The sequence below is a fragment of the Neorhizobium sp. DAR64862/K0K3 genome (genome assembly GCF_050500185.1).
GTDB lineage: Bacteria > Pseudomonadota > Alphaproteobacteria > Rhizobiales > Rhizobiaceae > Neorhizobium > Neorhizobium soli.
Genome location: NZ_CP191449.1, coordinates 1,345,550 through 1,359,402 on the forward strand (window position 1 = coordinate 1,345,550; position 13,853 = coordinate 1,359,402).

Genomic DNA, 13,853 nt, shown 5'->3' on the forward strand with positions numbered 1-13,853 from the left:
AGCTGGAGCTGACCTGACAATGAAATTCTGGATATCGAAAGCCTCCCTAAACCGCAAAAACGCCTCCGCTCATACTGTTGCACCGAGGCATGTCTCGACGAAGGTCGGGGCTGTCATTGCCATCGCCACTACGATCGTGGCCGGCTTCGTAACCAGTTCCCGTGCGGACGAGTATGTGCTTGGCCCTCTCGATACGCTGAAGGTTCGTGTCTTCGAGTGGCGTCCGAGCACAGGGACGACCTACGAATGGACGCCTCTGTCGGGCGAATTCGTGGTCTCCGCAGGCGGAAACCTCTCGCTTCCGATCGTCGGAACGATCCCAGCGGCTGGTCAGACCGTCGAAGCGGTCGCGGATGCAATCGGGGAGCGGCTGCAGAAGCAGGTTGGCCTTCAGAAAAAGCCGAATGCCTCGCTCGAAGTTGCGGCCTATCGACCCTTCTTCATCAGCGGACTCGTCGCCACCCCTGGGAAATATAGCTATAGCCCGGGGTTGACGGTTCTCCAGGCGCTGAGCATGGCCGGGGGGCTGGGGCCTTCCGATCCGAATACGCTGGGTATCCAGCGGGACGCCTTGCTGAGCCAGGGCGATCTGCGCAGCCTCGACGCCGAAAGGATGGCTCTTGCGGCAAGGAAGGCTCGGGTCGATGCCGTCCTGAGCGGTAGCGAGACGATTACCTTCCCGACTGATCTCCTTGCTCGCTCGGAAAATCCGCTGGTTGCGAAAATGATGGAGGAAGAGAACTCCTTGTTCGAGACCCGCCGCCGTTCGATGGATAGCGAACTCGAGTCGCTCAGCCAGTCGAAAATCCTGGCGATGAACCAGATCAAGGTTCTGACAGCGAAGAGTATCTCGCTTGAGAAGCAGATCGATATGGCAACGAAAGATCTGAACTCCGTCAACAAGCTGGTCTCGCAGGGGCTGACTGTGTCGGCGAGGCAAATCGGCGCCAGCCAGAATCTTGCAGACCTCGAGGCCCGGAGCCTCGATACTTCGCTCGCGCTCGTGAAAACCAAGCAGGATCTCGCGAAGTTCGATCATGACGCCTCCGAGGTCCGCGACAAGTATCGCGTCGACGCCTTGACTGAGGCGTCGGAACTCCGCGGTCGGCTGGCACTGAATACCGAGAAGGCACAGACGACGCGTGCGGTCCTCAGAAACATAGCAAACCGTTCGCCTGCCGCGCTTGCCGCCATCGACAACGATGGCTCCCCGACATTTGCAATCTCGATCGACAGGCATGTTGGCGGTGTCCTGCGCAACCTTAAGGTTACTGACAACGACGCCGTCGCTCCCGGCGACATATTGCGTGTCGAGCGGGCACGTGAGCCCCTCTCAAGCGAACTGGCCGAGAAGGTCGGCCAATAGTGGTTCAAACAACTGTAATGTAGAGGGGTATACTAAGTAAGTATATTCACTATTTCCTTTTGCCTTGCGTGCCGAACGGCTTCCGTGATATTCGAATCCGCGTCTTTTCTATTGCGGCAATCGGGGGTTGACTAGAATATGTACATCGCCCTGATCCTTGCTGTGATCATCGGAGCGGTATGTGCGGTACGTTTGCATGTCGCCGTCTTCAGCGTCGTTCTGTTCGTTCTCATCGCGGGGTCGGTTTGTGCGAGCATCGTTGCGGGATACGGGCTAGTCGCATCGTTTGTATGGGCTGCAATGTACGCCTTCGCGCTGGAAGCCGGCTACGTATCCGTCTACGGCGTGCTGCATGGCATCCGGATACGATGCGCGCGTCGTGCGAATGAAGCCAGAAAGCTTGATACAGGCTCAAACCACGTGCAGGATTAGCACAGCCTTGCAAAGGGCCGATCGTCCTTACGCGGTTGTCGGGTTCTCAAGTGACGCGGACGGCGTGTTGCTGGCCCTGCTTTCTACCGACAACCGATCAATTGCCTGCTGCTCGGCATATGCCATTCCGAACCTGAACCTATAGCCGGTTGCGGCGAGTTTGGCCGTCGAGAAACGCATCCGCCAGAGCGGGTTGCGCAAAGACAAGCGGCGCAGGCGCATGATATCGCGCGCCCAATCGAACACCCCGGGCAACGCTATGCTGCGGAACCTTTGATCATGACTGGCAGCATATGCGCGGCGCATGAAATCAATATGTCGAGGTCGTGCATAATCGTCCTCCGCGATATTGAATGTGTCGACCAAACCCTGCTTTAGCTTGCCCGAGAGACCTCGCTCCAGAAACCACACGAGTGCGTCCGAAAGGTCCTTGACGTAGAGATGATGGGCATGTCGATGAGCGCCGAAAAGGCGCTTTGAGAGCGGCCAGGCCCTTATGGAAATCAGATCGTCAACGCTTACAACGACTGTCGGTCGCACTATGACATAGCGAACAGCCCTGGCGGTATCTTTCAGGACCATCTCTCCCTCAAGCTTCGTCCGTCCATACATTCGGACATAGTCGAGCGCCAGATATTCGGAGGCGTCGTCGCGCTGAACCGTGAGGGTCGGAGATTTTTCATCCACATGCCGTCGACGCCCGCTCCCGTAGACCGAGACGGAGCTGGTGTAACAAAAGGCAGAAACGTTGTGTCTCTCGCTCGCTTCAGCAAGCATCCGCGTGGCATCGACGTTGACCGCTTTCATTTTAGCCATGTCGCCAAGTACGGCGGCTAGATGGATTACGCCCACGCACCCGGCAACGAGACTGTCAAAATCGGTGTCCCGCAAAAGGTCGAAATGTCGCCACTGGACCCGTTCGCTGCCCTGGCTTTCGGCTCGCGTCCGGGGGTTCGAAGTCACCGCCCTGACCGAATATCCTCGCTCGAGCAGGTCGTCGACAACGACTTTGCCTATCCGCCCGGTGGCCCCGGTTACAAGTACGATCTTCCTCCCCATTTCAGACGGCATCGACCAATACCCTTGCGCTCAGGTCGTCGGCACCGGCGCTCGCCTTGGAAACGAGATGATCCGACAAGCGTACCGCCATGGCGACGATCATCTGCGTCGGGTTGCAGTGTCCGGCTGTCGGAAACACGGAACTTCCAGACACATAGAGGCCCGGGACGCCATGGACTTGGCAGTTTTCGTCAACGACACCAGACGATGGCTCTGCCGACATCCTTGTGGTTCCAGTCGGGTGAGCGACATCGACGAAACTGTCCGGCAAGTCTGCCTTGTCGAGCACCCACTGCTCCAGTTCGGGGATCGGAAGTCCAAGTCGCGCAAACTCACCTGCGGTCAGATGCGCCATCGCATGCATGCTTCGTGCCTCGTCGACGCTGCTTCTCCAGTCGACCTTGGGCAAGCGCATTCCAAGATGGTCTCTCTTCTCCGATAGCGTGACGCGGCTGTCCGGGTTGGGCACCTGTTCAATCATGCATTCCAGTGTCAGAGCAGACAGTTTCCGTGGGACCCCATTCTTTTCGGCAAAGTGATCCTTGATCCCGCGAACGAGAAGATTGCTGTTCGAGACCACGCTGAACACGTCGCTGGGAAGTCGACCAGCACCGCCGACGATCCTCCGCAAGGCATCCCACGGATCGTCTGGCGCTCGGATTTCACCAAGCCAGCTTGCGCAGTTCAGCAAGCGCTCTCGTCTTTGAATGGTGGGGCTGAGACGGAACCCGGCCCTGAAGAACCTGCCGTCGACATTGTAGCGGCCGTAGCGTTTCTGTAGTGCCGCAGTGGTGGAGACATCGAAAGAACCGATTGGACCGCGTAGGTGATCCATCAGATATCGGCCGACCTGGTCGTAGTCGTTACCGAGGCCCCGAGGGTTTTGGCTGTCGGAATTCAGCAGTATGCGGGCGTTTTCCACTCCGCCGCAGCACAGGATCACAACCGGCGCTGCAATCAGCTTGCTTTGCCCGTCCTGGGTTGCGAATTCAACGGATTTCACCGAGTTCGATGTGTCCTCGATATGGACTTTCAAAACGGTCGCGCCTGTCACGAGGGTGATGTTCGACCCTAACTTCCTGTCGAGGTTCCGACCAAATCTTCTATATTCGTAGGGATAGCTTTCCTCGGGATCGCGGCTGAACTGCCAGAAGAAGGGGATCAGCACCTCCTTGTCGAGGTCGTTATCGGGTGGGCGCCGTCCGGCAAACTGCCAGAAACGTTCGTCGCTGTAACCGCTGCCTTGCGCCAGGCCCAGATAGCGTGCGCTTCGATCGAGATAGGGTTCCATATGGGCTCGATCGAATGGCCAACCGGAATGCGGCACCCAATCACGCTTTTCGAAGTCAATGTCGTCGAAATCGCCGCAGCGCCCACCCCAGGTGTGGGAACTGCCCCCGAGTATCCGGTTGCGTACTGCCCATTGATCGGCTCGGGGGCGACCGACATTCTCGATCTGGTTCAGGCTGTCGGCGAAATTGCTTCTCTCACCCGTTCCGCTTTCCAGCAGGATCACGCGGAGCTTGGTGCCTGACAATGACTCCGCAAGCGTTACGCCGGCGGGACCTGATCCGACGATGCAGATATCGCAACGGAGAGGCGGCAGCGTGCTGTCGCCCACAGATGACCGGATTTCCGCCAGTGACATCTCTACGATCCTCTCGCGTTATAATAATAAGTGTTATGAAGCAACTAATGATTGTCTGTACTGAAATACATTCCGTGAATAAAATTCATTTTGCAACAACAAAAATATTGGTATCTAGAAATAATAATGTAGTTTTGGCTCAAGCAGTTTTATTCATTGAGGAGGCTTACGATGGCTGACAAGCCTGTGCTGAAGGGCAGGGAACGCAAGCTTCAAATTTTGTATATCCAGCCCGGGACGCGCGCGTTTGCTGGTATGGAACGCGTCATCGACACGATCTGCTCGAAGCTATCCGAACTGCATGGCGACGATCTCAGCATCGACGTTCTCTACACCACCATCCATCATAATCGTCCCACGGATCCGAGGCCCTACCGGGTGATCGATGCCATCGCGCGCAACCGTTTCGATCTGATGCGGCAGTTTCGCCGTGTTATTGCCAGCAAGGAGTATGACCTGATCGTCGTACCGCAGGTCGAGCCGGCTGTGATCTGCATGGCATCCTGCCTGGGCCTGAAGCGAAAGTTTGCCGTTCATCTGCACGGAAACCCGGAACTTGAGCGCAGCCATACCAAGGCAAAACTTCTCTTCTTCCTGATGAAAGCCGTCTTCCTGAAGAGGTTGAGTTCCGTCTTCGGCACCTCTCCCAGGCAGCTTGAGTCCTTTCGCGCCATGTTCAAAAGCAGCCTGCCTCACTACTGGGTGCCTAATCCCGTTCGACACTTCGCTGCGAGCGCGATGCAGGCTGACCGCGACGCGCGCGATGTCATCACCTTCGTCAATGTCGGACGGTTCAGTTTCCAGAAAGGACAGGACGTCCTTCTGGCGGCGTTCGACAAGCTGCGCATGTCACGCGGAAACGTCCGACTGAAAATCGTTGGCTACGGCAGTGGCGAAGCGGCGCTCCGCAAGAGCATTCAGGAGCTGGGACTCGCTGATCTGGTGAGCATCGAACACCATCCGGAGGATCCAAGCCCGGCACTCGCCTCAAGCGATATTTATGTCTCATCGTCACGATGGGAGGGGTGGTCCCTGGCGATCTGCGAGGCCTTGCGCTTCGGCTTGCCGGTGGTATCGACCAACTGCGAGTTCGGTCCAAGCGATATCCTCGTCGACAACAGGCTCGGCCGCCTGGTGCCGATGAACGGTATTGATGGTCTCCTGGAAGCCATGAATTACTACTGCGATAATCTGGTGCAGGAGCGTTCCCACGCGCAGTACCGGAGGGACTATGTCGACCAGTTCAGTCCCGAGCGGGTCGTCAGTCAACATGCCAACGCAATCCGGTATGCCTCCGGGTTCGATCGCGCGCTCCCGACCTGAGAGAGGTTTGCATGGCTTTGGACATATCTCGCCGTTCTTTCCTGCTTTCCAGCGCTCAGTTTGGGCTAGGACTTGCAGCTTCCTCCAGGGCGATGGCGACCGAGGCTGATCCGGTGTCAGGGCGGACGCTGACCTTCGCCGACAACTTTGGCCACATCGACTGGTCTGTCTGGGATGCAGGGCCGAAACCGACAAAGTCAGATCCCGGTTTTTACGGACGCTCGGCTTTCGCAAGACGCGACGGCGAGGAGGGGTTCAATCCCTATGCCATCGTCGACGACGTGGCAGCGACCGATGGCAAAGCGTTGCAGATTTCGGCAAAGTATATTGGTCGGACCATGAGCGTTCCGCACTATTATGGAAACACTTCCCGCGAATTTCAATGGATCTCCGGAAATCTGAAAACCGCCAAGCGTAGCGGCGAGATTTCCAAGTCCTGGCGGAAAGGCTATTTCGAGGCCCGGATGTTGTTTCCCAGGCATCCTCTGACCTGGCCGGCATTCTGGATGATGAACGGTCGCAGTATCCTCTTTCCGAAAACGAGCATCGAACTCGACGTCGTGGAGCATAAGGGCTGGGAGCCTAATCTCTATGGCGCGTATTTGCATGAATGGGGCGAGCCTGGACAGAACCACGATTCTACGGGTGTTCCAACGCCGGTTGACATGACCCGGCAGTATTGCCGATACGGGATTTTGGTGACCGACGAGTTCTGCACGCCCTATTTCGAACGCCTGCCGGTCATCGACATGGCGACGAAACTGCCAGCGAAATGGAAAATCACGCGCGCGCGAGAGCTGGATATGCAGGGCGACACCTTCTGGCCATTGCTCACCCTGGCGCTACGATCCGATGTTCCCTATCCCGCGCAGTTACGCCCTGAGGAACTGCTGACCCATATGCGGATCGACTACTTCCACGTCTATCAATAGGGCTGCCGGCAGGCGCCCAGCATTCATGCCCCATCATCTATGCCCCTTGCGCGCTTGGCACTCTTGCGGATGCCTCGTCGACAGCGGTTTCAGGTCGGCAACTGGCCAAGGCAGCCAGAATGAAGAAGGGCAAACCCAGATCGACGGTCGGGCCTGCTACCAAGGACCCGATCAGGAGACAAAAGCAGCCGTTTCGTGCGGCCATCCGGCTGTCGGAGAAAAACGATCGTGGTGTATGCTTTGCAGGTGCGAACGCCGCGATCATGAAGCAAACGAAGAGGAAAGTCCCAGGCCATCCAACATTGGATAGCAGCGCCATAACGAAGCTCGAGGTTCGCGCGGTCCCCAGTCCGACGCCAAGTCCGGATGAGTCCACGAAGTTCGCGAGGGCATAGGCATTCCATGCACCGCGTTCGGAACCGGATGACGAGTTCGCCTTGCTGAATATCAAGAGATCGACGTAGTCGGTGATCTGGCGGGTCAGTGCCTCATCCAGCGCAATCATCATCAGGCAAATAGCGGCAATGGGAGGGGCAAGCAGTAAGGTTGCCGAACTGTTGAAACTCCCCCAATTCGCGCCGCTGCGCACAACGGCAGTCATATAGAGCAGAGCAAGGCACAGCGGCGCTGCAAACAGGCCTGTCGACGAGGTCGATCTGATGATCAGGAAGAGGGAAATGACGAAAGCGATGCCGGTCCAGCGGCTGAACCTTCCGCACAGCCACATCGTGCCACAAAAGCCAAGAGAGCCGAGCGTCGTTCCGGCAAACGCTGATGCCTCCGGCCAAGATCCGACGACACGTTTGACGCCAGCCACGGTGTCGTTCTCACGCATCGTATACTGGGCGTTTCGAATGAGGCCGAGCAGGTCCTGCCCAACAGGGCCGCCCAGCAGATCCATTAATCCGAAAACGATATTGGCAGCCGCATAGGAAATCAGCCCGATGACGAGTGCAACGAAGCCCTTGGGGGTGGAGCCGATCGCGACCAACAGACAAAATGAGATGAGGTCCGCCGTCAGGTAGACTGCCTGCGTCAGGTTGCTCGATACGGGACCCAGAGGAACTGTCCCGCCGTCGGCGTTATACTCGGAGATACCCAGCGGGACTATCTGTGTGACCCCTGCAAGCAGCCGAGGCGCGAACAGACCTGTGGCAGCCCCGTATAAAAGCAATCCAGCCAGCCAGAAGGCTGGACGGGGAAATGCCATGGCGCGCAATGCCAAGCCAGCTTCACGCCGGTGCGACAAAGTCGCTGCAGCCAGGAATAGAATGAAAAGATGAGCGGGTGGAATACTCGAGGAGCCGACGATTAACGTTGCTGCGGCACCGAGTACTGCCAGCGTCATGAAGATGATTGCGGCGGAGCGATATCCCAGAAAAACGCTGACAATTCCGATCGCAGCAACGAAAATGCCGAGCGGCTCTATGCCCATTGGCGAACTCCTCCCCTAGCCGTTCTCGGTTGCGAGACAACGCGTGCAGAGTGTCCAAAATCCAATACGACGGCGAGCCGCATATCGCCCACTACGCTAGCTCCACGTTTCATAGAACTCTGTCCCTTCATACCAACGAACGTGTCTTGCCAGTTTCAGCGGGGCGGATTGTAATATCCGAAAATATATTACATCTTCATTTAATTAGACTTCAATTCCGCCTTATAATTCTATCTCTTTTGATTGGATACATAATCTCCAAAATTTGTACATATCTTATTTGAAATGTATTTTGGGTGGAACGCGAGGCAGATCATCTCTGCGAGCCGCAGTCGTGAACTCCGGTGTGCCCGCTCGGTTACGGCTCATTTGCATTCGTTCGAGATTCAGTTGGGGCCTTTTACGTGCCGTGTCCCGGCCTGCGTCAGCACGCTTACTTATCGGACTGAACGGCTTCGTTGCTTGGGTTCTCGTTCGAAACCGCATAACCGCCGCCGAGTGCGACGTTGAGCGAGACATAGTCCTGCGCCATCTGCTGTACGGCCTGGGCCAGGCTTGCCTGGGCGGTGGAGACTTCGCGCTGTGCGTCGAGAACGTCGAGCAGCGAGGAGGCGCCATCACGATAGCTTGCGGTTGCGAGCTGCAGAGCTTCCTCGTAGGATTTCACGGTCGCACGGAGCGCTGCCACGGTGCGGCCATCGCGGGCAACGGCGGCAAGCGCGTTCTCGACTTCCTCGACGGCATCGAGAACCGTCTGCTTCCAGGACAGATAGGCTTCGCGGGCTGACGATTCGGACGACTTGACGTTGGCACGCAGGGCGCCGCCGTCGAAGATCGGAAGAGACAAGGCCGGACCGAAGGACCAGGACAGGATGCCACTTTCGCCGCTTCCGGCAACGCGGGTGTAGGATGGCGAAATGGAGCCACCGAGCGTAATCGCCGGATAGAGCTGTGCTTCGGCAACGCCGATCTGCGCAACGGCTGCGGCAAGCTGCCGTTCGGACGCACGAATGTCAGGTCGATTGCGGATCAGGTCGGCGGGAATGCCGGTCTTGGTGCTGTAGCGGGCGACCGGCTGGCGGGCACCGCGCTGCAGTTCAGGAAGCAGTGTGGACGCCGGCATGCCGAGAAGCGTCGCGATGCGATGCGCCGCGGTGCGATACTGGGTCTCGAGACCTGGCAGCTCTGACAGTGTCGAGTTCACAAGACCTTCGGCCTGAACAACATCCAGTCTGGAGGCAGCACCGGCTTCCAGCTGAAGCTTGGTGAGATCAAGCGTTTCACGGCGAGAACCGAGGTTCTTTTTGGTGATCGCGATACGCTCCTGATAGTAGCGAACATCGATATAGGCAGCGGCAACCTGCGAAAGCAGGCTGAGGCGGGCGACGTCAACGCTCGCGTAGGCCGAGTCGAGGCTGGCAAGAGCCGATTCCTTGCTGCGGCGGTAAAGGCCGAACAGATCGAGGAACCAGGACGCGCTGGCCCCACCACTGGCGGATGATTGCGGCGAAGTCGATGTGGCACCGAGCCGCCCGCCGATGTCCTTGGTGCCGCTGCGTTCGCCCTGCGCATCGATATCGAGCGAAGGAAGACCGCCGGCGCCGGCGCTGACGACGGATGCCTTGGCCTGGTTGATGCGTTCCAGAGCCTGCAGAACGCTGAGGTTCTGGGCCAGGCCCGTCTGCATGTAGCCGTTCAGGCGCGTGTCGGAAAACGCCGTCCACCAGGCTTTCATGGAAACGTCGCCATTGCTCGTCTGTCCGCCCTCGGCAAACTTTGCAGGCAGGGACACTTCCGGGGCCTGATGGTTCGGTCCGACCACGCAGCCGGAGAGAAGGAGCATGACGAGAGGAGCGGCTACGCGGATGGATGTCATATGCGATCCGAAATCCATTATTCAACCCGCTTGGCAACGACTGAATTGCAGTTAATTACATTAATTAAGACGATAGTAAAAGATAGTTAAATAATAGTAAATACAGGCAAATCTTATTATTCAAGTAGCGTTTCAACTGTACGCGTATTCGCGAAAAAGCAGATTTCTCTGAATTCATTGAAATCGGATCGCTCGTCCGTGCATCACTACGGGAAATTGCTCTTGCAGAGGTTGCGGGATACTGCCCTTGAGCTGTATGCGGACATGGCAAATTCGTTCCGCTCGCCGTCGTCCAATGGTTCGACCTCGATGACGCCAATAATCGCGCGTTGTCACCGGGGTTCGCAATAAACCTCACGCTTGTCAGAACGTCGCAACAGTACGGTGACGCCTACGAAGCCGTCAGCGGGCTGACACCCACAATGATCTTCATGGGATTATTCAGTTGAGAAGGCTGGTCTTCTCGGGGTCGTCCAAAACCCCTGTAGCGCAGGGGTTCATGACGTTTTTGAATGGTGAGAGCGCAGGGGTTCGAACCCTGGACCTACTGATTAAAAGTCAGTTGCTCTACCAGCTGAGCTACGCTCTCCCTAAAGACTGCCGAGGCATCCTTTGAAAGTGCGCGGAACATATGCAGGTCACTCTTTGCGGTCAACCCCGCTAGCTGTGCAAAATTGCGTTCCTAACGCTTTTCCCCGGCCGCTTCGCCTGCGCGCAAAAAGGTGACTGGCTTTCCGCGCGCGGCATGCTTAGGTGAAATCGATCCCACGGTCGGACAATGCCGATCAAAACCTGCGGACCAAAACGTGTCGATTGCTGATATCTCTCTTCTGAGTGCCTTGATTGCCGGCGCTCTATCGTTTCTTTCCCCGTGCGTCCTGCCGCTGGTGCCGCCCTACCTGTGCTACATGGCCGGGATTTCCGTCGACCAGTTTCGCGACGGGCATGCGTCCGTGTCGCGGTCAAAGGATACGCGCCGCGCGGTTCTTTTGGCCGCGTTCTTCTTCACCCTCGGCTTTGCGACCGTGTTCGTTGCGCTTGGCGCCGGTGCGTCGACGATCGGTGTTCTTCTCCGGCAGCATCTCGACCTGCTCTCCAAGATCGGCGGCGTGATCATCATCATCATGGGCCTGAATTTCCTCGGCGTGTTCCGCATTGGCCTGCTTGCGCGCGAGGCGCGGTTTCATGGCGGTGGACAGCCGGCGACGCTGTCTGGCGCCTACGTGATGGGGCTGGCTTTCGCGTTCGGCTGGACGCCGTGCATCGGTCCAGTTCTCGGCGCGATCCTCGGTGTTGCCGCGTCGCGCGATACGGTGGGCGAGGGCGCCATGCTTCTGGCGATCTATTCGCTCGGTCTCGCCGTGCCGTTCTGGATCGCTGCCGGGTTCTCCGGTGCCTTCATGCGGTTCCTCACCCGCTTTCGACGGCATCTCGGTCACGTCGAGAAGGCGATGGGCGTGTTGCTGATCCTGACCGGCCTTGCTTTCATCTTCGGTTTCGTGACGTCAGCCGCGATCTGGTTCCAGCAGACCTTTCCAATCCTGATGCAAATCGGCTAACGGAACGGCCACAAGGTCAACCGCGGTAAGGATTAAAGGCGGCATGGGCGACATCATCGGCTTGCTGCTCCCGTTTTTCGGACTAATCCTGATCGGCTACGTGGCCGCAAAGGTCACCAAACAACCGGCCGAGGCGCTTGGATGGATGAACACGTTCATCATCTATGCGGCACTTCCGGCGCTGTTCTTCAAGCTCGTCTCGCGCACGCCGATGGAGCAACTGGCGCGGGTCGACTTCATTCTTGGCGAGATCTTCGCGACCTATCTGATCTTCACGGTGGTGTTCCTGATCGGGTTCCTGATCCGCAAGACGTCATTCGAGGACTGCACGATCCAGGCGTTTGCCGGCGCTTACGGCAACATCGGATATATGGGGCCGGGGCTTGCACTGCTTGCTTTTGGCGAAGCGGCTGCCGTGCCGGTAGCGCTGATCGTCTGCTTCGAGAACGCCGCCCATTTTATCGTGGCACCCGCCATGATGGCGGCAGCCGGCGGCGACGGTCGATCACCGCTGGCGGTGGCGGGCGATATCGCCCGCAAGGTTCTGCTGCACCCGTTCATCATCTCGACAGCTGTCGGCTTTGCATTCGCCGCGATGGCGTGGCAGCCGGCCGAACCGGTACAGCGGCTTATCGATTATCTGGCGCAAGCGGCGGCGCCCTGCGCGCTCTTTGCAATGGGGGTGACGCTGGCGTTGAGGCCGGTGCGGCGTGTTCCGGTCGAGATCGGCTATATCGCCGTCTTCAAGCTGATCGTACTGCCACTGACGACGTTTTCGGTCCTGTCGCTGATCGGTGGTTTCGAACCGGTCTGGATCTACTCGGCGACGCTGCTGTCAGCCCTGCCGACAGCCACCAATGTCTTCGTCATCAGCCAGCAATATGGCGTCTGGCAGGAGCGCGCGTCGGCGAGCATCCTGATTATCACGCTGGCGTCTGTCTTCACCCTGCCAGCGATCCTCTATCTCATCCATTCCGGTTTTCTATCTGCGGGCTTGCTTCCTTAGGCCCGAAAAAATTTCGCGCAGTCCGCGGCCCGGTTCGATCCCCTCCCGCATCATCAGATTGCGTAACGGCGGGGCGTTTTTCAAGACCTGCAGACCGCCCGCCCGCAGCATCTGGACGGGCAGGAAGTCCGACAGAAGTGAGCGGTTGAGCAGATCGACACCGAAGGTGCGGGTCATGATATCGGGGCGGCGGCTCCGGTTAAAACGATCGCCGATATCCGCGCCGATCGGTCTGTCCGGTTCGTCCGTCACCAGATCACTCAGCGTGATGATATCACGCAGCGAGAGGTTGAGGCCCTGAGCGCCGATCGGGGGGAAGGCATGCGCGGCTTCGCCGACAAGTGCGACACGACCCTTGCCGAACCGGTCTGCCATCAGGCTCGAAAGCGGCCAGGCCTGCGGGGCGGCTTCGACGGTCACCTTTCCGAGCATCGACTGCATGCGGTCTTCGACGAGCTGCGACAGCTGGTCGAGATCGGTCGCCATCAACCGCTCGGCTTCTTCGGGCCTCACAACCCAGACGAGGCTGGAGCGGGAACCGGGTAGGGGAACCTGCGTGAACGGTCCGGTTTCGGTATGGAACTCCGTCGAAACGTTGTGATGCGGCACCGTATGGGCAAAGTTCATCACCAGGGCGGACTGCGGGTAGGACCAGCGGCGGACGTCTATTCCGGCGGCCTCGCGCGTGCTCGACTTTCGCCCATCCGAGCCGATGACCAGATCAACGGACATCGACGAGCCGTCCGACAAGGTGAGGCTGGCGCGATCACCGTAGAAATCAAACGCGTCGACCTGATGGGTGAACCGGGTCACGTTCGGCTCAAGGTCGATCGCCTTTTCCAGCGCCGGAGACAGAGCGTTGTTGGGAATGTTGTAGCCGAATGCGTAAAGGCCGACATCCTGTGCGCGAAACTGGGTGGTGGGCGCGCGCAGCAGCCGCGTCGTGCCGTCGATGATCTGCATGATCGACAGCGGTGCTGCCGAGGGTGCGATGATATCCCACAGACCCAGTCGATCCAGCAGGCGGATGGATTGATCCATCAGCGCGGTCGTGCGCCCATCGTCTCGCTCGGATGCCGGCGAAATCAGCGCGACTTTGCGGCCGGCTCGACCAAAAGCCAGCGCCGCCACCGATCCTGTCAGGCCGCCGCCAACGACGGCAATTTCGAACTCGTGCATCTGTCACCTCCGGAGCCATTCGCTCTCACCGTATTTAT

General features: G+C 58.3%; 11 protein-coding genes and 1 tRNA gene. 6 read left to right on the forward strand and 6 right to left on the reverse strand.

Annotated features, from left to right (window positions below; genetic code table 11):
* Positions 1–19: 19 nt before the first annotated feature.
* Positions 20–1,366, forward strand: a complete 1,347-nt coding sequence (locus tag ACQY1L_RS06520; protein WP_430243422.1) for a polysaccharide biosynthesis/export family protein — start codon at positions 20–22, stop codon at positions 1,364–1,366.
* 138 nt (positions 1,367–1,504) lie between these two features.
* Positions 1,505–1,798 (forward strand): hypothetical protein, encoded by a 294-nt coding sequence (locus ACQY1L_RS06525; protein WP_430243424.1) that lies wholly within the window; start codon positions 1,505–1,507, stop codon positions 1,796–1,798.
* Between the two features lie 27 nt (positions 1,799–1,825).
* Here the strand turns inward: ACQY1L_RS06525 and ACQY1L_RS06530 are convergent, their stop codons facing one another.
* Together ACQY1L_RS06530 and ACQY1L_RS06535 are read right to left on the reverse strand one after the other, a co-directional pair.
* Complete coding sequence (locus tag ACQY1L_RS06530; protein WP_430243426.1) at positions 1,826–2,869, reverse strand: NAD-dependent epimerase/dehydratase family protein; 1,044 nt, start codon at positions 2,867–2,869, stop codon at positions 1,826–1,828.
* The gene (locus tag ACQY1L_RS06535; RefSeq protein WP_430243428.1) at positions 2,859–4,505 is read right to left on the reverse strand and encodes a GMC oxidoreductase; all 1,647 of its coding nucleotides are present in this window, start codon (positions 4,503–4,505) and stop codon (positions 2,859–2,861) included. Before ACQY1L_RS06535 ends, ACQY1L_RS06530 begins: the two co-directional genes overlap by 11 nt.
* A gap of 171 nt (positions 4,506–4,676) precedes the next feature.
* Between ACQY1L_RS06535 and ACQY1L_RS06540 the strand changes: the two genes are divergently transcribed.
* On the forward strand, positions 4,677–5,828 hold the full coding sequence (locus tag ACQY1L_RS06540; RefSeq protein ID WP_430243430.1) for a glycosyltransferase: 1,152 nt from the start codon (positions 4,677–4,679) through the stop codon (positions 5,826–5,828).
* Between the two features lie 11 nt (positions 5,829–5,839).
* Positions 5,840–6,760 carry a glycoside hydrolase family 16 protein gene (locus tag ACQY1L_RS06545; protein ID WP_430243432.1) on the forward strand — a complete coding sequence of 307 codons (921 nt, stop codon included), beginning with the start codon at positions 5,840–5,842 and terminating at the stop codon, positions 6,758–6,760.
* Between the two features lie 37 nt (positions 6,761–6,797).
* On the opposite strand, the gene ACQY1L_RS06550 is transcribed toward ACQY1L_RS06545, so the two are convergent.
* The 3 genes from ACQY1L_RS06550 to ACQY1L_RS06560 form a co-directional block, all read right to left on the reverse strand.
* Positions 6,798–8,195 (reverse strand): hypothetical protein, encoded by a 1,398-nt coding sequence (locus ACQY1L_RS06550; protein WP_430243434.1) that lies wholly within the window; start codon positions 8,193–8,195, stop codon positions 6,798–6,800.
* A 433-nt stretch (positions 8,196–8,628) separates the two neighbouring features.
* Positions 8,629–10,071 carry an efflux transporter outer membrane subunit gene (locus tag ACQY1L_RS06555; protein ID WP_430243436.1) on the reverse strand — a complete coding sequence of 481 codons (1,443 nt, stop codon included), beginning with the start codon at positions 10,069–10,071 and terminating at the stop codon, positions 8,629–8,631.
* Positions 10,072–10,584: 513 nt separating this feature from the next.
* Positions 10,585–10,660, reverse strand: a tRNA-Lys gene (locus ACQY1L_RS06560).
* 217 nt (positions 10,661–10,877) lie between these two features.
* Between ACQY1L_RS06560 and ACQY1L_RS06565 the strand changes: the two genes are divergently transcribed.
* Positions 10,878–11,630, forward strand: a complete 753-nt coding sequence (locus ACQY1L_RS06565) for a cytochrome c biogenesis CcdA family protein (RefSeq protein ID WP_430243438.1) — start codon at positions 10,878–10,880, stop codon at positions 11,628–11,630.
* Positions 11,631–11,673: 43 nt separating this feature from the next.
* A complete protein-coding gene (locus ACQY1L_RS06570; RefSeq protein ID WP_062580780.1) occupies positions 11,674–12,636 on the forward strand; it encodes an AEC family transporter in 963 nt (320 codons plus the stop codon).
* Here ACQY1L_RS06570 and ACQY1L_RS06575 read toward each other — a convergent pair.
* Positions 12,613–13,815 (reverse strand): UbiH/UbiF family hydroxylase, encoded by a 1,203-nt coding sequence (locus ACQY1L_RS06575; protein ID WP_062456766.1) that lies wholly within the window; start codon positions 13,813–13,815, stop codon positions 12,613–12,615. The two genes, ACQY1L_RS06570 and ACQY1L_RS06575, sit on opposite strands and share 24 nt — an antisense overlap.
* Positions 13,816–13,853: the final 38 nt, after the last annotated feature.